Source organism: Immundisolibacter cernigliae (assembly GCF_001697225.1).
GTDB lineage: Bacteria > Pseudomonadota > Gammaproteobacteria > Immundisolibacterales > Immundisolibacteraceae > Immundisolibacter > Immundisolibacter cernigliae.
In genome coordinates this window covers 392,764-410,261 of the sequence record NZ_CP014671.1, presented here as the reverse complement: position 1 = coordinate 410,261, position 17,498 = coordinate 392,764, and the positions used below count along the sequence as shown (strand labels likewise).

General features: G+C 71.1%; 16 protein-coding genes. 14 read left to right on the top strand and 2 right to left on the bottom strand.

Going from position 1 to position 17,498, the window contains the following annotated elements:
• Positions 1-192 precede the first annotated feature (192 nt).
• The 9 genes from PG2T_RS01960 (at position 193) to ispF (ending at position 9,873) form a co-directional block, all read left to right on the top strand.
• Positions 193-1,146, top strand: coding sequence for an AAA family ATPase (locus PG2T_RS01960; protein WP_075968119.1), 954 nt, complete (start codon positions 193-195; stop codon positions 1,144-1,146).
• A 185-nt stretch (positions 1,147-1,331) separates the two neighbouring features.
• Positions 1,332-2,615: a DUF58 domain-containing protein gene (locus tag PG2T_RS01955; RefSeq protein WP_068802583.1), complete on the top strand. Its 1,284-nt coding sequence runs from the start codon at positions 1,332-1,334 to the stop codon at positions 2,613-2,615.
• Positions 2,615-4,510 (top strand): transglutaminase-like domain-containing protein, encoded by a 1,896-nt coding sequence (locus tag PG2T_RS01950; RefSeq protein ID WP_068802582.1) that lies wholly within the window; start codon positions 2,615-2,617, stop codon positions 4,508-4,510. The genes PG2T_RS01955 and PG2T_RS01950 overlap by 1 nt, the downstream gene beginning before the upstream one ends.
• 55 nt (positions 4,511-4,565) lie before the next feature.
• Positions 4,566-6,215 carry a CTP synthase gene (locus PG2T_RS01945; protein ID WP_193399822.1) on the top strand — a complete coding sequence of 550 codons (1,650 nt, stop codon included), beginning with the start codon at positions 4,566-4,568 and terminating at the stop codon, positions 6,213-6,215.
• Positions 6,212-7,060, top strand: a complete 849-nt coding sequence (kdsA, locus tag PG2T_RS01940; protein WP_068802581.1) for a 3-deoxy-8-phosphooctulonate synthase — start codon at positions 6,212-6,214, stop codon at positions 7,058-7,060. The genes PG2T_RS01945 and kdsA overlap by 4 nt, the downstream gene beginning before the upstream one ends.
• Before the next feature lie 7 nt (positions 7,061-7,067).
• A complete protein-coding gene (eno, locus tag PG2T_RS01935) occupies positions 7,068-8,363 on the top strand; it encodes a phosphopyruvate hydratase (protein WP_068802580.1) in 1,296 nt (431 codons plus the stop codon).
• The gene (locus PG2T_RS01930; RefSeq protein ID WP_202816395.1) at positions 8,363-8,638 is read left to right on the top strand and encodes a septum formation initiator family protein; all 276 of its coding nucleotides are present in this window, start codon (positions 8,363-8,365) and stop codon (positions 8,636-8,638) included. The genes eno and PG2T_RS01930 overlap by 1 nt, the downstream gene beginning before the upstream one ends.
• Positions 8,639-8,711: 73 nt before the next feature.
• Positions 8,712-9,371: a 2-C-methyl-D-erythritol 4-phosphate cytidylyltransferase gene (ispD, locus tag PG2T_RS01925; RefSeq protein ID WP_068807561.1), complete on the top strand. Its 660-nt coding sequence runs from the start codon at positions 8,712-8,714 to the stop codon at positions 9,369-9,371.
• Positions 9,372-9,399: 28 nt separating this feature from the next.
• A complete protein-coding gene (ispF, locus tag PG2T_RS01920; RefSeq protein WP_068802579.1) occupies positions 9,400-9,873 on the top strand; it encodes a 2-C-methyl-D-erythritol 2,4-cyclodiphosphate synthase in 474 nt (157 codons plus the stop codon).
• A 166-nt stretch (positions 9,874-10,039) separates the two neighbouring features.
• Here ispF and PG2T_RS01915 read toward each other — a convergent pair whose 3' ends face one another.
• A complete protein-coding gene (locus PG2T_RS01915; RefSeq protein ID WP_068802578.1) occupies positions 10,040-10,708 on the bottom strand; it encodes an SCO family protein in 669 nt (222 codons plus the stop codon).
• A gap of 4 nt (positions 10,709-10,712) precedes the next feature.
• On the opposite strand from PG2T_RS01915, the gene hemW reads away from it, so the two are divergent.
• From hemW to ppnP, 5 genes are all read left to right on the top strand, one after another.
• On the top strand, positions 10,713-11,951 hold the full coding sequence (gene hemW / locus PG2T_RS01910) for a radical SAM family heme chaperone HemW (RefSeq protein ID WP_068802577.1): 1,239 nt from the start codon (positions 10,713-10,715) through the stop codon (positions 11,949-11,951).
• Complete coding sequence (locus PG2T_RS01905) at positions 11,948-13,876, top strand: ATP-dependent DNA helicase (RefSeq protein WP_068802576.1); 1,929 nt, start codon at positions 11,948-11,950, stop codon at positions 13,874-13,876. The genes hemW and PG2T_RS01905 overlap by 4 nt, the downstream gene beginning before the upstream one ends.
• Entirely contained in the window at positions 13,873-14,544 is a 672-nt protein-coding gene (tsaB, locus tag PG2T_RS01900) for a tRNA (adenosine(37)-N6)-threonylcarbamoyltransferase complex dimerization subunit type 1 TsaB (RefSeq protein WP_068802575.1), read from the top strand. The genes PG2T_RS01905 and tsaB overlap by 4 nt, the downstream gene beginning before the upstream one ends.
• Before the next feature lie 66 nt (positions 14,545-14,610).
• A complete protein-coding gene (gene ettA / locus PG2T_RS01895) occupies positions 14,611-16,275 on the top strand; it encodes an energy-dependent translational throttle protein EttA (protein WP_068802574.1) in 1,665 nt (554 codons plus the stop codon).
• A gap of 23 nt (positions 16,276-16,298) precedes the next feature.
• Positions 16,299-16,613, top strand: coding sequence for a pyrimidine/purine nucleoside phosphorylase (gene ppnP, locus PG2T_RS01890; protein ID WP_068802573.1), 315 nt, complete (start codon positions 16,299-16,301; stop codon positions 16,611-16,613).
• A gap of 14 nt (positions 16,614-16,627) precedes the next feature.
• Here ppnP and PG2T_RS01885 read toward each other — a convergent pair whose 3' ends face one another.
• On the bottom strand, positions 16,628-17,440 hold the full coding sequence (locus PG2T_RS01885) for an undecaprenyl-diphosphate phosphatase (protein ID WP_068802572.1): 813 nt from the start codon (positions 17,438-17,440) through the stop codon (positions 16,628-16,630).
• Between the last annotated feature and the right edge of the window lie 58 nt (positions 17,441-17,498).

Here is a 17,498-nt window from a genome sequence, read left to right as displayed (position 1 = left end):
GCCCAGCGTAGCTGGGCTCCTACGGTGTTTCCGTAGCTCCCGTCCAGGGCCAGGTCTGTTGAACTCCCGGCCGGGCCGCGGATGCCCGGGCTGATCGGCGGGCATGCCAGGCGCCGCGCCGGCCTTTGTGCTCAACATGCGCGCCGGGCGGCCGATAATCCAGGCAATCCTGTCATCCTCCGAGGTTCGCTGATGGCGCGTGTCGTCCCGCTCGATTCCGCTTCCGAGGCCGCCGCCACGCTGTCGGGGGTGCGCGCGCAGCTGGCCACCGTCTGGCTGGGCGAAAGCAGCGTGCTGGACCTGCTGCTGGTCACGGTGCTGGCCGGCGGGCACGTGCTGCTCGAGGACGTGCCCGGCGTGGGCAAGACCACGCTGGCCAAGGGCCTGGCGCGGGTGCTCGGTGTGGCCTTCAACCGCGTGCAGTTCACGTCCGACCTGCTGCCGGCCGACGTGCTCGGTGGCAGCGTGTATCACCCGGGCGACGGCCGCTTCGAGTTCGTGGCCGGGCCGATCTTCACCGACCTGCTGCTGGCCGACGAGATCAACCGCGCCCCGACGCGCAGCCAGTCGGCCTTCCTGCAGGCCATGGAAGAAGGTCAGGTGACGGCCGACGGCGTCAGCCATCCGCTGTCGCCGCTGTTCACGGTCATCGCCACCCAGAACCCGATCGACTTCGACAGCACCAATCCGCTGCCGGAGGCGCAGCTGGATCGCTTCCTGATCGCCACGCGCCTGGGTTATCCGGATGCCGCCGCCGAACGCTCGCTGCTGGGCGAGTACCGCAGCGCGCCACCGCTGGTGCCGGTGCTCGACCCGGCCGGCCTGCTGCGCCTGCGGGAGCAGTCGCGTGAGGTTTATCTGCACCCGGACCTGGCGCACTACGTCGTCGCCCTGGCACGGGCCACGCGCGAGGACGCGCGCGTGCGGCTGGGCATTTCGCCGCGCGGCGCCATGCATCTGGCGGAAGCCGCGCGTGCCCGCGCCCTGCTGCACGGCCGCAGCGCCGTGCAGGCCGAGGACGTTCGCGCCCTGCTGCACCCGGTGTGGGACCACCGCCTGCTGCCGCGCCAGGGCCGCGAGCACGACCGGCGCATCACCGCCGCCTTGCTCGACGACCTGACCGCCGGCGTGCCGCTGCCGCGCTGAACGTCCCGGCGGTTGCCCGCAAGGCGCGCTCCTACAATGGAATCATCCGTTGCGTCCGTGTGTAGGAGCGGGCCATGCCCGCGACCTGAAGCGATGACGAAGCGTTACGCCACGACCTGTCCCGACGGCCGCGCGCGGGGCGCGCCCCTGCAACGGTTTTTTCCGGCGTTCGAACACGATCCGCGATGAAGGAATTCGCCGACCGCCCGCTGCGCGTGCCGCAGGAGCCGCTGGCCTGGCACCTGTGGCGGATGACCCGTTGGCTGCTCGAACTGCGCCTGGTGCCGCGCCTGACCGAGCGGCGCGGTGGCTGGCGGGCGCCACTGCGGGCGCTGCGGGACGGTCTGACCGCCAGCGGCCTGGCGGTTCTGCTGGCGAGCATCCTGCTGCTGTTGCTGGCCCGGCGCAGTAATCCGGGTTTCGACCTGGGACTTGCCGCGGCGGGCCTGTCGCTGCTTGCCCTGAGCGCCGCCGCGGGACGGGTATGGCGCCCGCGTCTGCACCTCGTGCGCCTGAACCATGAGGTTGCCATCGCCGGACAGCCGTGTCGCGGCCAGGTGCGCCTGACCAACACTGGCCGCCGTCCGGCGCGCGAGCTGCTGCTGCGCGAATGGCGCGGCCCCGGCTGGCGGCCGGTGGCGCCGTCCCGCAGCGCCCTGATCGAGCGGCTGGAGGCCGGCGAAAGCCGCGTGTGCGAGACAGTCGTGATTCCCCGCGCGCGCGGCCTGCTGCGTTTGCCGGGTCTGGCCGTGCACAGTTTCTTTCCCTTGTTCCTGACCCGCAGCACGGTCGGCGCCGCGCTGCCGCTGGAGCTGGCAGTGCTGCCGCCGCCGCTGCCGGTGAGCCTGCCGCCGCTGCGCGAGCTGGCGGCGCGCTGTCTCAGGACGGGCGTGCACGCGGCCCGCCACGCCGGGGCGCTCGAATACGCCCACACCCGCCCGTACCAGCTGGGCGATCCGTCGACGCGGCTTGACCACCGCGCCAGCGCGCGGCGGGGCGAGCTGATGTCGCGGGTGTTTCGCGGCGGCAGCGAGCTGCACGCCGACGGCATCGCCATCTGCTGCGATACGGCGGTGGCGGGCTTTGCGCCCTGGCAGCGACGCCCGCGCGATGCGGCCGCGCTCGACCGGCGCCTGGCGCTGGTGCTGGAGCTGGTGGCCCACGCACGGGCCGAGGCGCTGGCGCTGAACGCGCTGGCGCTGGGCGAGGACTGGCAGCCGATTGACGACGAGGCCGCCCTGCAGCGCGCCGTGGCGAGCTGTCCACCGGCGCGCCAGACGCGTCTGCCGGCGAGCCTGCCCGAAGCGGGGCTTTTGTATCTGCTGGTGACCGAGGACGCGACCGACCTGATCACCGCGCAGGTCGCCGCCTGGCGGGCTGCCGGCCATCTGGTGCTGGTGTTTCGCCTGGCCGGGCGCGGTGGCCGGGCGCTGCCGCCCGGCCCGGGCAATCACGAGCTGGCCGCCTGATGCGCGCCGCGGATGTATTGCTGGCCATCGCCGTGGCGGCGGCCGGGGCGCACGTGCTGGCCTCCATGCAGTGGACCGTGCCGGCGCTGCTGTTCGGGGCCTTGGCATTGCTGTCGCCACTGCCGACCTGGTTGGGCTGGCAGCGGCCGCTGGCGCCGACGCCGGGCCTGGCCTTCATCAGCTTCGTCAGCGGTGGGTTGTTGGGGTATCTGGGGCTGGCCGACTGGGCGCCGGTGGATTCCTGGGCGGCGGATTTTGCGGTGTTCGGCGGTTTGTGCCTGGCCGGCGTCGCGCTGCTGCTGTGGCTGCTGGTCGCCAAGCCACCGGCGCCCGCCGGCAAGGCCGGCGATCCGGCCACCGACACACTGGTGGTGGCGGTCGTGATTCTGGCGCTGCTGATCCCGCGCCGGACACCGCCGGTCGGCCTCACGCTGGCGCTGCCGTGGATCGGTGCCGCGGCCGCGGTGCTGGCGCCCATGGTGTCGCGGCTGGGCGGGCGGGCGCTGCTGCGCGCCGCGTGGCTGCTGCCGGTGCTGGCGCTGTTGCCGCTGGCGGAACCGGTCCTGCGCGCCGCGCAGCGGCCCATGCTGGGCGCCTTGTTCAGCGCCCTGCCGGCGCCGCGTGGCGAGACCGGCTTTGCGCCTCTGGCCCGGCTGCGCGCGGACGGCTTCCTGCGCCCGGCGCGGCGGCCGGTGCTGCGCCTGTGGGTCACCGGCGGCACGCCGCCGCCGTATCTGGTCGGCAACCGCTTGCTGACGCTGGATGCCGGTTACGAGTGGAAGGGCGTCGATTCGGGTCAGCCGGAGCTGGCGCGCGAGACCACCGCCAGCGGCCAGCGCTACCGGCTCGCGCCGGGTACGGCCAGCTGGTCGCTGGCGGCGCACAGCCTGCGCCGCGACAACCTGATCTTCGTGCCGCCGGGCACGCAGACCGTCGATCTGACCGAAGCGGCCCTGAGTTACGACCCGGCCGGGGTGTTGCAGGCGCAGTTCACGGGCCGTGGCGAGCGCCGCTGGCAGGCCGCCGGCGGGCCACCCGCGGCCGAAGCGGCGGCCGCGGCCGAGGCGCGGGCACTGCCGACGTTCTGGGACGCCGAGCTGCAGGCCGCGGCCAGCCGCCTCGCCGGCGCGAATCGGGCGCAGACCGCGGCCCGCATCGGCGCCGAGCTGCGCGGCCGCCGCTACAGCCTGAATTACCGGCTCGACCGGCAGGCGCCGTTTCGGGATTTCTTTCTGAACCGCAAGCCGGCGCACTGCTTCTGGTACGCCACGGCGGCCGTGCTCGCGCTGCGCGCCAACGGCGTGCCGGCGCGCCTGGTGACCGGCTATCTGGTGAGCGAGCCGCTGGACGGCGGCCTGTGGCTGGTGCGCGAGCGCGATGCCCACGCCTGGGCCGAGTGGCAGGATGCGACCGGTCGCTGGCAGACGCTGGATGCGACGCCGCTCGATTACGGCGCGGCCGTGGCCGACTACGGTGGCGGCGCCCTGGAGCGCGCCTGGCAGCGCCTGGCGGCGCGCCTGGATGCCTGGTGGCAGGGCGTGGAGCTGACCGACGGCCAGGTGCAGGCGGTGTTGCTGGCGGGTCTGGCGGTGCTGGCCGGCCTGTTCGTGCGTGAGTACCGGCGCCTGCGCCGGGTCGCCGCGCAGGCGGCCAACAGTCGCGAATGGCTGCGCCTGTGGCGGCGGTTCCTGCGCACCAGCGGCCTGCCGGAACGACCGCAGTGGACGGCTTCCGATTACCTGGCGCGGCTGCCGGACGGCTGGTCGGCGCCGCGCCGCGCCGCTGCCCGGCAGTTCCTGGAACGGTACGCCGCCGCGCGCTTTGCGCCGGACGCGGCACCAACCGCGGCGGCCGCGGCGCTGCGCGCCATGCGCCGCCGCCGATTGTCCGGATAGGGCGTATCTGGTACTTTTTGCGCGCTTTTTTCCGCTTTTTGCCACCCGGAAGCGCATGCCGAAATACATCTTCGTTACCGGTGGCGTGGTCTCCTCGCTGGGCAAGGGGATCGCCGCCGCCTCCATCGGCGCGCTGCTGGAGTCGCGTGGCCTGAAGGTCACCTTCCTGAAGCTCGATCCGTACCTGAACGTCGACCCGGGCACCATGAGCCCGTTCCAGCACGGCGAGGTGTACGTCACCGCCGACGGCGCCGAGACCGACCTCGATCTGGGCCACTATGAACGCTTCGGGCGCATGCCGATGCGCCGCGCCAACAACTTCACCGCCGGCCAAGTCTACGAGGCGGTGCTGCGCAAGGAGCGGCGCGGCGAGTACCTGGGCCGCACCGTGCAGGTGATCCCGCACGTCACGGACGAGATCAAGCGCTGCATCGTCGAGGGCGCCGGCGACGCCGACGTGGCGCTGGTGGAGGTCGGCGGCACGGTGGGCGACATCGAGTCGCTGCCGTTTCTGGAGGCCATCCGCCAGATGGGCCTGGAGCGCCCGCACCATGACGTGCTGTACATGCACCTGACGCTGGTGCCGTACCTGCGCGCCAGCGGCGAGATCAAGACCAAGCCCACGCAGCACTCGGTCAAGGAACTGCAAGGCATCGGTATCCGCCCGGACGTGCTGCTGTGCCGCACCGAGCAGCCGCTGCCGGAAGACGAGCGGCGCAAGATCGCCCTGTTCACCAACGTGCCGCGCGAGGCCGTCATCTCGGCCGAGGACCTGGACAACATCTACAAGATTCCGCGCCACTACCACGACCAGGGCCTGGACGATTTCGTCGCCCGCCGGCTCGATCTGCCGGTCGGCACCTCGCGCCTGGACGCCTGGGACCGCTACATCCACGACTTCGAGCACCCGACGGCGACCGTCGACATCGCCCTGGTCGGCAAGTATGTGGACCTGGCCGATTCCTACAAGTCCCTGAACGAGGCGCTCGACCACGCCGCCGCGCACACCCGCACCAAAGTCAACGTGCACTACGTCGACGCCGAATCCCTGCAAAGCGACGGCACCGGCTGCCTGGCCGGCATGGATGCCATCCTGGTGCCGGGCGGCTTTGGCGAGCGCGGCATCGAGGGCAAGATCGCTGCCGTGCGCTTCGCGCGCGAGCAGGGTCTGCCGTACCTGGGCATCTGTCTGGGCCTGCAGGTGGCGGTGATCGAGTTCGCCCGCAACGTCGCCGGCCTGACCGGCGCCCACAGCACCGAGTTCGACGCCGCCACGCCACAGCCGGTGGTGGCCCTGATCACCGAATGGCTGGACGACAGCGGCCGGCGCGAGCAGCGCGCCGCGGGCACCGACATGGGCGGCACCATGCGCCTGGGCGGCCAGACCTGCCTGCTGGGCGAGGACACGCTGGCGCGGCGCATCTACGGCAAGGAGCGCATCGTCGAGCGCCACCGCCACCGTTACGAGGTGAACCCGCGCCTGCTGCCGGCCCTGCGCACGGCCGGTCTGGCCGTTTCCGGGCGCTCCGAGCAGGACGGGCTGGTCGAGATGATCGAGCTGCCGGATCACCCCTGGTTCATCGGCTGCCAGTTCCACCCGGAGTTCACGTCGAACCCGCGCGACGGGCATCCGCTGTTCAGCAGCTTCGTCGAGGCCGCGCGCATCCACCGCGCCGCCCGCGCCGCGCAGCCGGTGCAGGCATGAGGCTGTGCGGATTCGAGGTCGGGCTGGACCGGCCGCTGTTCCTGATCGCCGGGCCGTGCGTGGCCGAAAGCCGCACTCTGGCGCTCGACACCGCCGCCACGCTCAAGGACATCTGCGCCCGGCTGGGCGTGCCGTTCATCTTCAAGGCCTCGTTCGACAAGGCCAATCGCAGTTCCGGCAAATCCTTTCGCGGTCCGGGCCGGGACGCCGGCCTGGCCATCCTGGCCGAGGTGCGCGAGACGCTGGGCGTGCCGGTGCTGACCGACGTGCACACGCCGGATGACGTGCAGGCGGCGGCGCAGGTGGTGGACGTGCTGCAGACGCCGGCCTTTTTGTGCCGGCAGACCGATCTGATCGAAGCCGTAGCCGCCTGCGGCAAGCCGGTCAACATCAAGAAAGGCCAGTTTCTGGCGCCCGGCGACATGGCGCAGGTGGTGGCCAAGGCCAACGCCGCCGGCGGCGAAGGCCGGGTCCTGGTGTGCGAGCGCGGCGTGTCCTTCGGCTACAACAACCTGGTGGTCGACATGCGCGGCCTGGCCGTGATGCGGCAAACCGGGTGTCCGGTGGTGTTCGACGCCACGCACTCGGTGCAACTGCCGGGCGGGCAGGGCGACCGCTCCGGCGGCCAGCGCGAGTTCGTGCCGGTGCTGGCGCGGGCCGCCGTGGCGGCCGGCGTGGCCGGACTGTTCATGGAAACCCACCCCGATCCCGCCCGCGCGCTGTCCGATGGCCCCAACGCCTGGCCGCTGGACCGCATGGAAAACCTGCTGCAGACCCTGGTGAGCCTGGACCGCACCGTCAAGGCCGCCGGTTTTGCCGAGCAGGCCCTGATGCAAGCAACTTGAGACCCCGATGAGCACGATCGTCGATATCAAGGCCCGCGAAATTCTCGACTCGCGCGGCTTCCCAACCGTGGAAGTGGACGTATTGACCGACACCGGCCAGCTGGGCCGGGCGGCGGTGCCCTCGGGCGCCTCCACCGGTTCGCGCGAGGCGCTGGAACTGCGCGACGGCGATGCCGCGCGCTACGGCGGCAAGGGCGTGCGCAAGGCGGTCGACAACGTGCTGCGGGAAATCCTGCCCGCCGTGCGCGGTCTGGACCCGGCCGACCAGCGCGGCCTGGACGACGTGCTGCTGAAGCTCGACGGCACCGACAACAAGGCGCGCCTGGGCGCCAACGCCACGCTGGCGGTGTCCCTGGCCGCCGCCCATGCGGCCGCCGCGGCGCGCGGGATGCCGCTGTACCGGCACATCAACCTGCTGTGCGGCGGCGTCGACATGTGCCTGCCGGTGCCGATGATGAACATCCTGAACGGCGGCGCGCATGCCGACAACAGCGTCGATCTGCAGGAATTCATGGTCATCCCGGCCGGTGTGCCGAGCTTCTCGGAAGCGCTGCGCTGCGGCGCCGAGATTTTCCAGGCCCTCAAGCGCCGCCTGCGCGCACGGGGTCTGAACACCGCCGTCGGCGACGAGGGCGGCTTCGCGCCGGACCTGGCCTCGAACGAAGAAGCCTTGAAGGTGGTGCAGGGCAGCATCGGCGATGCCGGCTACGCCGCCGGGACGCAGGTGCTGCTGGCGCTCGACGTGGCCAGCAGCGAGTTCTACAAGGCCGGCCGCTACGAGCTCGAATCCGAGAAACGCAGCCTGAGCTCGGCCGAATTCGTCGCCTATCTGGCCGATCTGGCCGACCGCTACCCGGTCATCTCCATCGAGGACGGCCAGGCCGAGGACGACTGGGATGGCTGGAAGCTGCTCACCGAGCGCCTGGGCAAGCGCGTGCAGCTGGTCGGCGACGACCTTTTCGTGACCAACCCGGCCACGCTGCAAAAAGGCATCACGGCCGGCGTGGCCAATTCCATCCTGATCAAGGTGAACCAGATCGGCACGCTGTCGGAAACGCTGGACGCCGTGCGCCTGGCCCGCAGCGCCGGCTACACGGCGGTGATCTCGCACCGCTCGGGCGAGACCGAGGACACCACCATCGCCGACATCGCGGTCGGCAGCGGCGCCGGGCAGATCAAGACCGGCTCCCTGTCGCGCTCGGACCGGGTGGCCAAGTACAACCGCCTGCTGCGTATCGAGCAGGAGCTGGGCGCCGCCGCGCGCTATCCGGGCGCCGGCGTGTTCGGGTCGCTGGCACGCTGATGGCCATGCGCGCCGGCCTGCTCGCGCTGTTGCTGGTCATGCTCGGCCTGCAACACCGCTTGCTGGTGGCGCCCGGCAACCTGTTCGAGCTTGGCGAGCTGCAGGACCGGGTCGAGCGCGAGCACGACGCCGTCGACCAGCTGGCCGAACGCAACGCGCAGCTCACGGCCGAGGTCGAGGATCTGCGCAGCGGCGTGACTGCCGTGGAAGACCGCGCCCGCAGCGAGCTTGGCATGATCAAGCCCGGCGAGACCTTCATCCGCGTCATCGAGTAGGCGTCCGGTGGCGGATGCCCTGTCGAGCGCCGACCACTGGGCGATCGTGCCCGCCGCCGGCATCGGCGTGCGCATGGCCGCGGACCTGCCCAAGCAGTACCTGCCGCTGGCCGGCGCGCCCGTGCTCGTGCACACCCTCGAACGCCTGGCCGCACACCCGCGCATCGCCGGCATCGTGCTGGCGCTGCGCGAGGCCGATCCGTACTGGCAGGCGCTCGGCTTCACCTGCGCCAAACCGCTGCAGGTGGTGGCCGGCGGCGCCAGCCGCGCCGCATCCGTGCTGGCCGCACTCGACTGGCTGGCCAGACGCCAGCAGCCGCGAACACCGGTGCTGGTGCACGACGCCGTGCGCCCGCTGCTGCATGCGGGCGACATCCACAGCCTGTGCGCCGAGCCGCTGGACGAGCACGGCTGCCTGCTGGCCACACCGCTGACCGACACCCTCAAGCGCGCCGACGCCGCCGGCCGGGTGCGCGAAACCGTGCCGCGCGACGGCCTGTGGACGGTGCAGACGCCGCAGCGGTTTCGACTCGATGTGCTGCGGGCGGCGCTGGCCGCAGCGCTGGCCGCCGGCCAGGAACCCACCGACGAGGCCCAGGCCATGGAAAGCGCAGGCTTTCGCCCGCGCCTGCTGCCGGGGCGGCGCGACAACATCAAGATCACCGTGGCGCAGGACCTGCCGCTGGCCGAGTGCCTGCTGGCCGCGCAAGCGCGGTTCGATCGCACGGCCTAAAGCCCCCCTGGAGACCTGAGGAGACCTGATGCGCATCGGCCACGGCTACGACCTGCACGCCCTGGCGCCCGGCCGGCGCCTGGTGCTCGGTGGCGTAGAGATCCAGCACAGCCACGGCCCGATCGCCCACTCCGACGGCGACGTGCTGCTGCACGCCCTGGCCGACGCGCTGCTGGGCGCGGCGGCCCTGGGCGACATCGGCCAGCACTTTCCGGACACCGACCCGGCCTATGCAGGCGCAGACAGCCGCGTGCTCTTGCGGCGCGTAGCTTCGCTGGTACGCGAAGCCGGTTACGGGGTGCTCAACATCGACGCCACCGTGCTGGCGCAGCGGCCGAAGCTCGCCCCGCATCGGGACGCCATGCGCGCCAACATCGCGGCCGATCTGGGCCTCGACATCGGTGCCGTCAGCGTCAAGGCCACCACCACCGAAGGTCTGGGTCCGGTCGGCCGCGGCGAGGCGATATCCGCCCACGCCGTGTGTCTGCTGGCGCGCGCCTGAGCAGAGGCGAGCGGCTGCGACTATTGTGGAAGCGCAGCTGCGCGACGATCGCCCGGCGCAGCCGGGATACCGCTCTCCGATGGCCCAAGCAATCAGCTGGCTGCCGCTGATTTATGGCAGATGGCAGCGCATGCCGACGACAGAACCGCGCCCGGTGGCGACGGTTCTAAGGCTGGTTGGCCCAGGCGCTCAGGTCGCGCAGCAGGGCGTAGTCGTCCTTCGGGTCGGTGAACACGGCGTGCAGGCGCGCCTGCGGGTCCAGCACGTAAAGGGTTTCCGAGTGCGTCACCGTGTAGGCGGGGGTGCCGTGGTCCGCGTGGGCGCCGTGTCCGGCATGTTCGCCTGCCGGCTGCGCGGTGTAGGCATAGCTCACGCCAAGTTCGCGCAATAGCGGCGCCAGCTCGCCCAGCGGCGCCGTGGCGCCGACGAAGCCCTGCCCGAACTGGCCGACGTACTGGGCCAGCCGCTGCGGCGTGTCGCGCATCGGGTCCACCGACACCAGCATGAAGCGCACCTTCGGGCGCAGCGCCTCCGGCAGTTGCCGCTGCACGCCGGCCAGGCGCGCCAGGGTGGTCGGGCACACGTCCGGGCAGTGCGTGAAGCCGAAAAACAGCACCGTCCACCGGCCAGACAGGGTCGAGGGGGTGATCGGTGCACCCTGCTGGTCGACCAGCGACAGCGTGGCGATTGGCCGCGGCGGGGTGATGACGGTGCCGCCTCCGGGCGCGGCCAGGCCGGCAAGGGGCAGCAGCAAAAGCGCCGCCAGCAGGGCTCCGAAAAGGGCCAGCAGCGGCCGGCGATATACTCCACACGCCCAGTGCCTGGGCTGGCGCATCCCCATGACCTTCAAATCCCTCACGTTCCACCGCCCGGCGGACGGCGCGGCGGCGCAGTTTAGCAGCGCCCCGCCGCTGTCCCTGTACGTGCATCTGCCGTGGTGCGTGCGCAAGTGCCCGTACTGCGACTTCAATTCCCACGCCGCCGGCGGCGAGCTGCCGCAGGGCGATTACATCGACGCCCTGCTGCGGGATCTGGAAGCCGACCTGCCGCGCGTGTGGGGCCGACCGGTGATGAGCGTGTTCATCGGTGGCGGCACGCCAAGCCTGTTCGAGCCGGACGCCATCGCCCGGCTGTTGTCGGACCTGCGGGCCCGGCTGCCGCTGCTGGCCGGCGCGGAAATCACGCTGGAGGCCAACCCAGGCACGCTGGACACGGCGCGCCTGGAAGGTTTCAGCCGGGCCGGCGTGAACCGCCTGTCGCTGGGCGTGCAGAGCTTCCACGATCGACAGCTCAAGGCACTGGGCCGCATTCACGACGCCGCCGCGGCGAGGCGGGCGATCGAGGTGGCGCTGTCGGCGGGCTTCGAGCGGGTGAACATCGATCTGATGTTTGGCCTGCCGGGGCAGGACGTGGCGCAGGCGCTGGCCGATCTGGACGCTGCGCTGGCGTACGACACCGGTCACGTGTCCTGGTATCAGCTCACCCTGGAGCCGAACACCGTTTTCCACAGTCACCCGCCGGTGCTGCCCGAGCCGGACCTGCTGGAGGCGATCTACGAGGCGGGGCTGGCGCGCCTGGCGGCGGCCGGTTACCGGCGCTACGAGGTGTCCGCCTACGCCCGGCCGGGGCAGGAGTGCCGGCACAACCTGAACTACTGGCAGTTCGGCGACTACCTTGGCATCGGCGCCGGGGCGCACGGCAAGCTGACCCTGCCGGACGGCATCCTGCGCCTGGCCAGGTACCGTCAGCCGCAGACCTACATGGCCCGCGCCAGTGCCGGCGATGCAGTGGCTGAGCAACGCTTTTTGAGCGCCGACGAGCGGGCCTTCGAGTTCCTGCTGAACGCGCTGCGCCTGTGCGAGGGCTTCGCCTGGAAGCAGTTTCGCGAGCGCACCGGCCTGCCGCTGACCACCATCCGCCCGCGTCTCGAGCAGGCCGCGCAGCGCGGTTTGGTGACGCTGGACGGGCAGGGCGCCCGCGCCACCGAGCGCGGCTTCGATCTGCTCGACAGCGTGCTGGAGGAGTTCTTGCCCGCGGCGACGGCCGGCAGCGGCCGCGAATCGTCGGCAAGCGCATGAGCACCGCCATCGCGAAGCTGCTGGGCGCAGACGGCCCGCTGGCGCAGGCGCTGCCCGGTTTCGCGCCGCGGCAAACCCAGCAGGCGATGGCGGACGCCGTCGAGCAGGCCATCGCCGAACGCAGCACGCTGCTGGTCGAGGCCGGCACCGGCACCGGCAAGACCTTCGCCTACCTGCTGCCGGCGCTGCAAAGCGGGCGCAAGGTGCTGATCGCCACCGGCACGCGCGCCTTGCAGGACCAGCTGTTCCACCGCGACTTGCCGACGCTGCAACGCGCGCTGGGGCTTTCGGTGCACACCGCGCTGCTCAAGGGCCGCGCCAACTACCTGTGTCACCACCGTCTGGAGCGCGTCGCCGCCGGCGATTTTGGCGGCGATCTGGCGCTGCACCCGGTGCTGGCGGCGGTGCAGGGCTTTGCAGGTCGCTCGCCGGACGGCGATCTGGACGCCCTGGAGGAGCTCTCGCCCCAGTCCAGCCTGCGCCCGTTCGTCACCTCCAACGCCGACAACTGCCTGGGTCAGGACTGCCCCGACATCGGCGACTGCTTCCTGCTCAAGGCCCGCCGGGCGGCGCAGCAGGCAGACCTGGTGGTGGTCAACCACCACCTGTTCTTTGCCGACCTGGCGCTGAAGGAATCCGGTTTCGGCGAGGTATTGCCCGACGCCGACGTGTTCATTTTCGACGAGGCGCACTTGCTGCCGGAGGTGGCCACGATGTTCTTCGGCACCAGCCTGGGGAGTTTCCAGCTGGCCGATCTGGCGCGCGATCTGCTCGCCGAGGCGGCACAGCTGGGCGACGTGCCGGAGCTGCCGCCGCGCGCGCAGGCACTCTCACAGGCGGCGGCCGGCGTGAACGCGGCGCTGGGCGATCCGCCGCGTCGCGAGCCGTGGCCGCTGCGGCCGATTGCCGTGTTCACCGATGCCCTGGCGGCCGTGCGCCAGGCCTTGGCCGATCTGTCGGCCTCCTTGGAGGCGCTTTCGGGGCGCAGCAGCGGGCTCGACAACTGCCAGGAGCGGGTGGCCCTGCTCGCGGCGCGTCTGGCGCCGTTCCTGACCGACGCGCAGGCCGATCAGGTGCGCTGGATCGACGTGCGCCAGCGTTCCTGCACCCTGCATGCGAGCCCGGTCGACGTCGCGCCGCTGTTCAATGAGCGCTTCCCGCGCCATGCCCGGGCCTGCGTGTTTACCTCCGGCACGCTGGCGGTGGCGGGGCAGTTCGATCACTTCGTGCAGCGGCTGGGGCTTGGCGATGCGCGCACGCTGGCCCTGCCGGGCAGTTTCGATTACCAGACGCGGGCGCTGCTGTATCTGCCAGGCGATCTGCCGGAGCCATCCGACCCCGGCTATACGGAGGCCCTGGTGGCGGCGGCGCTGCCGGTACTGCGCGCCAGCCGCGGCCGAGCCTTCATGCTGTTCACCAGCCACAGCGCGCTGCGGCGGGCGGCCACGCGTCTGCGCAGCTGCGACGAATTCACGCTGCTGGTGCAGGGCGAGCGACCGAACAGCGAGCTGCTGGCGCAGTTCCGGCGCGCCCCGGCGCCGCTGCTGCTGGGCACCGGCAGCTTCTGGCAGGGCGTGGACGTGCGCGGCGAGGCGCTGTCCTGCGTCATCGTCGACAAGCTGCCGTTCGCCTCGCCGGGCGAGCCCATCGTCGCCGGGCGCATCGCCTACCTGCGCCGCGAGGGCGGCGATCCGTTCAACGACTACCAGCTGCCGCAGGCGGTGATCACCCTCAAACAAGGCCTCGGCCGTCTGATTCGCGACGCGGGCGACCGCGGCGTGCTGATGGTCGGCGACCGGCGCCTGCGCGCCAAGGGCTACGGCCGGGTATTCCTGAAAAGCCTGCCGGACATGCCCATCACCCACGACCTCGCCGACGTGCAGCGCTTTTTCGATGCACCGGCGTTCGAGCCGGCCGCGCCATGAACCTGCTGGCCCTCGAAACCGCCACCGACTGCTGCTCGGTGGCGCTGCTCACCGCTGCCGGCGTGCTCGAAGACCACCGCTTAGTGCCGCGCCAGCACGCGGCGCTGATCCTGCCGATGATCGAGGGCCTGCTGGCCCAGGCCGGCCTGACGCGCCAGTCGCTGGACGTGATCGCGTTTGGCCGCGGGCCGGGTGCCTTCACCGGCCTGCGTATCGCCGCCGGCGTGGCGCAGGGTCTTGCCTTGGGGCTCGACCGGCCGGTGGTGCCGGTGTCCACGCTGGCAGCACTGGCGCAGGCCGGCGGCGCGCAGCGAACATTGGCGGCGCTCGATGCGCGTCTGGGCGAGGTCTACTTCGGGTACTACACGCGCGGCGCGGACGGTCTGGTGGTGGCGGATGCCGCCGATGGCCTGGCGCCGCCGGAGGCGATAGCGCTGCCGGCCGATCCGGCATGGCGCGGCGCGGGCGTCGGGCCGGGCTGGGCCGCGTATGGCGACGTCCTGCGCGCCCGGCTGGGCCACTGCATCGACGCGGTGGATGCCGATGTGCAGCCGCGCGCCGGTGGTCTGGCCCGGTTGGCAGCGGCCGCGTACGCGCGTGGCGAGGCGGTATCCGCCGAGCGGGCGCTGCCGGTGTATCTGCGCGACCGGGTGACGCACGGCAGCTGACCGGCGGGCGATCCGGGCGGCTTTGCTCTATCCTTGCCGGCCCTTTTCTGCACCTGTTTCTGGCAAATGGCTCAATACGTTTTCACCATGAACCGCGTCGGCAAGGTCGTGCCGCCGAAGCGGGAAATTCTCAAGGACATCTCGCTGTCGTTCTTCCCGGGCGCCAAGATCGGCGTGCTGGGCCTGAACGGCTCCGGCAAGTCGACGCTGCTGCGCATCATGGCCGGCGTGGATACCGAGATCGAGGGCGAGGCGGTGCCGATGCCCGGCATCCGCATCGGCTATCTGCCGCAGGAGCCGCAGCTGGACGCCACGCAGACCGTGCGCCAGGCGGTGGAGGAGGGCATCGGCGGCGTACTGGCGGCGCAAAAGCGTCTGGAGGAGGTCTACGCCGCCTATGGCGACCCGGACGCCGATTTCGACAAGCTGGCCGAGGAGCAGGCGCGCCTGGAAGCCGAAATCGCCGCCGCCGACGGCGACAGTGCCGGCGTGCAGCTGGAAGTGGCCGCCGACGCGCTGCGCCTGCCGCCGTGGGAGGCGCAGATCGGCACGCTGTCCGGCGGCGAGAAGCGCCGCGTCGCGCTGTGCCGGCTGCTGCTGTCAAAGCCCGACATGCTGTTGCTGGACGAGCCGACCAACCACCTGGATGCCGAATCCGTGGACTGGCTGGAGCAGTTCCTGCACCGCTTCGCCGGCACCGTGGTGGCCGTCACGCATGACCGGTATTTCCTGGACAACGTGGCGGAGTGGATTCTGGAGCTCGATCGCGGGCGCGGCATTCCCTTCAAGGGCAACTACAGCGACTGGCTGGAGCAGAAAAGCCAGCGCCTGAAGCAGGAAGAATCCAGCGAATCGGCCCGCCAGAAGGCCATGGCGCAGGAACTCGAATGGGTGCGCCAGAACCCCAAGGGCCGCCAGGCCAAGAGCAAGGCGCGCCTGAACCGCTTCGAGGAACTGTCCAGCCACGACTACCAGAAGCGCAACGAAACCAAGGAAATCTTCATCCCGGTCGCCGAGCGCCTGGGCAATGAGGTGATCGAGTTCGAGCACGTCAAAAAGGGCTACGGCGAGCGACTGCTGATCGACGACCTGAGCTTCAAGATTCCGCCGGGCGCGATCGTGGGCATCATCGGCCCGAACGGCGCCGGCAAGTCGACGCTGTTCCGGATGCTGACCGGTAAAGAGCAGCCGGACGGCGGCAGCATCAAGATCGGCCAGTCGGTGCAGATCGCCCTGGTCGACCAGAGTCGCGACGAACTGGCCAACGAAAAGACCGCCTGGCAGGACATCTCCGGCGGCGCCGACATCATCACCGTCGGCAAGTTCGAGATGCCGTCGCGGGCGTACCTGGGGCGCTTCAACTTCAAGGGCGCGGATCAGCAAAAGCCGGTCGGCAGCCTGTCCGGCGGCGAGCGCGGGCGCCTGCATCTGGCCAAGACGCTGCTCAAGGGCGGCAACGTGCTGCTGCTGGACGAGCCGTCGAATGACCTCGACGTCGAGACGCTGCGCGCGCTGGAGGAGGCGCTGCTGGAGTTCGCCGGCTCCGCGCTGGTGATCAGCCACGACCGCTGGTTCCTGGACCGCATCGCCACCCACATCCTGGCCGCCGAGGGCGACTCGCAGTGGACCTTCTTTGCCGGCAACTACCAGGAATACGAGGCCGACAAGCGGCGTCGCCTGGGCGAGGAAGCCGCCCGGCCGCACCGCATCCGCTTCAAGGCGCTGCGCTGATCAACACGCAAACGAGAATCGCAATGTCCGACCGCTTCGACGCCGTGAGCGTCATCAAACAGGCCAACGTCTACTTCGACGGCCAGTGCGTCAGCCATACCGTGCTGCTGGCCGACGGTACCCGAAAGAGCCTGGGCGTGATTTTCCCGTCCTCGCTCACCTTCAGCACCGGCGCGCCGGAGCGGATGGAGATCCTCGCCGGCCGCTGCCGGGTGCGGCAGGCCGGTTCAGGCGACTGGCTCGAGTACGGCGCCGGCCAGGCTTTCGACGTGCCCGGTGACAGCAGTTTCGACATCCAGACGCTGGAGCGGATCGACTACGTCTGCCACTTCGGATAAGCGCCGGTCCCGCCTCAGTAAAAGACTGCGATCAGGTACGCGCCCAGCAGCAGGCGGTAGACCACGAACGGCGTCATGCCGCGGCTCTGCAGCAGGCGCATCAGGAAGGCGATGGCGAGGTACCCGCTGACGGCGGCCGCCGCGGCCGCAAGGAGTGCCTTGTCGAGTTCGGACGGCGCGCCGGCCTGCACCAGCTTGAGGATTTCGTAGCCGCCGGCCAGCGCGGTGATCGGGATCGACAGCAGGAACGAGAACCGTGCCGCGCCGGCGCGCGTGAGCCCGGCCAGCAAGCCGGCCGTCATGGTAATGCCCGAGCGCGACGTGCCGGGCACCAGCGCCAGCACCTGCGCGCAGGCGATCAACGCGGCATCGCGCCAGCGGAAGGTGTACTCGTCGCGGCGCTGGGCGCCGATGCGGTCGGCCAGCAGCAGCAGCAGGCCGTAGCCGATGGTGGTGGCGGCAATGACTTTCGGGCTGCGCAGCGGGCCTTCGATGAGGTCGTGCAGCAGCAGGCCGGCGATCGCCGCCGGCAGTGTGCCGAGCAGCACCGCCCAGGCCAGGCGGCCATTCGGGGTCAGGCCCTGGCCACGCAGGCTGGCGCCAAAATCTCGTGTCAGGGGCCACAGGTTTTTGCGGAAATACCACAGTACGGCGGCCAGCGTGCCGACGTGCATGGCGCCGTCGAAGGCCAGGCCCTGATCCGGCCAGCCGAACACCTGCGGCACCAGGATCAGGTGCGCCGAGCTTGATATCGGCAGGAATTCGGTGATGCCCTGCACCACGGCCAGCACGATTACTTGCAGCAGGCTCGGTTCGGCGGGCGGCATGAAGCTTCCTTGGGGATGTCAGGGGTGGGAGGGGCGCACGGGCGGCGCCGCGGCGTGG

What these genes read in the sequence shown, in the direction of transcription:
- kdsA (WP_068802581.1), top strand. Translation starts at nt 6,212, where the DNA reads ATGAGGCTGTGCGGATTCGAGGTCGGGCTGGACCGGCCGCTGTTCCTG.
- PG2T_RS01905 (WP_068802576.1), top strand. Translation starts at nt 11,948, where the DNA reads ATGAGCACCGCCATCGCGAAGCTGCTGGGCGCAGACGGCCCGCTGGCG.
- PG2T_RS01950 (WP_068802582.1), top strand. Translation starts at nt 2,615, where the DNA reads ATGCGCGCCGCGGATGTATTGCTGGCCATCGCCGTGGCGGCGGCCGGG.
- PG2T_RS01885 (WP_068802572.1), bottom strand. Translation starts at nt 17,440, where the DNA reads ATGCCGCCCGCCGAACCGAGCCTGCTGCAAGTAATCGTGCTGGCCGTG.
- eno (WP_068802580.1), top strand. Translation starts at nt 7,068, where the DNA reads ATGAGCACGATCGTCGATATCAAGGCCCGCGAAATTCTCGACTCGCGC.
- PG2T_RS01960 (WP_075968119.1), top strand. Translation starts at nt 193, where the DNA reads ATGGCGCGTGTCGTCCCGCTCGATTCCGCTTCCGAGGCCGCCGCCACG.
- ettA (WP_068802574.1), top strand. Translation starts at nt 14,611, where the DNA reads ATGGCTCAATACGTTTTCACCATGAACCGCGTCGGCAAGGTCGTGCCG.
- ispD (WP_068807561.1), top strand. Translation starts at nt 8,712, where the DNA reads ATGGCCGCGGACCTGCCCAAGCAGTACCTGCCGCTGGCCGGCGCGCCC.
- PG2T_RS01915 (WP_068802578.1), bottom strand. Translation starts at nt 10,708, where the DNA reads ATGCGCCAGCCCAGGCACTGGGCGTGTGGAGTATATCGCCGGCCGCTG.
- tsaB (WP_068802575.1), top strand. Translation starts at nt 13,873, where the DNA reads ATGAACCTGCTGGCCCTCGAAACCGCCACCGACTGCTGCTCGGTGGCG.
- PG2T_RS01955 (WP_068802583.1), top strand. Translation starts at nt 1,332, where the DNA reads ATGAAGGAATTCGCCGACCGCCCGCTGCGCGTGCCGCAGGAGCCGCTG.
- PG2T_RS01930 (WP_202816395.1), top strand. Translation starts at nt 8,363, where the DNA reads ATGGCCATGCGCGCCGGCCTGCTCGCGCTGTTGCTGGTCATGCTCGGC.
- hemW (WP_068802577.1), top strand. Translation starts at nt 10,713, where the DNA reads ATGACCTTCAAATCCCTCACGTTCCACCGCCCGGCGGACGGCGCGGCG.
- PG2T_RS01945 (WP_193399822.1), top strand. Translation starts at nt 4,566, where the DNA reads ATGCCGAAATACATCTTCGTTACCGGTGGCGTGGTCTCCTCGCTGGGC.
- ppnP (WP_068802573.1), top strand. Translation starts at nt 16,299, where the DNA reads ATGTCCGACCGCTTCGACGCCGTGAGCGTCATCAAACAGGCCAACGTC.
- ispF (WP_068802579.1), top strand. Translation starts at nt 9,400, where the DNA reads ATGCGCATCGGCCACGGCTACGACCTGCACGCCCTGGCGCCCGGCCGG.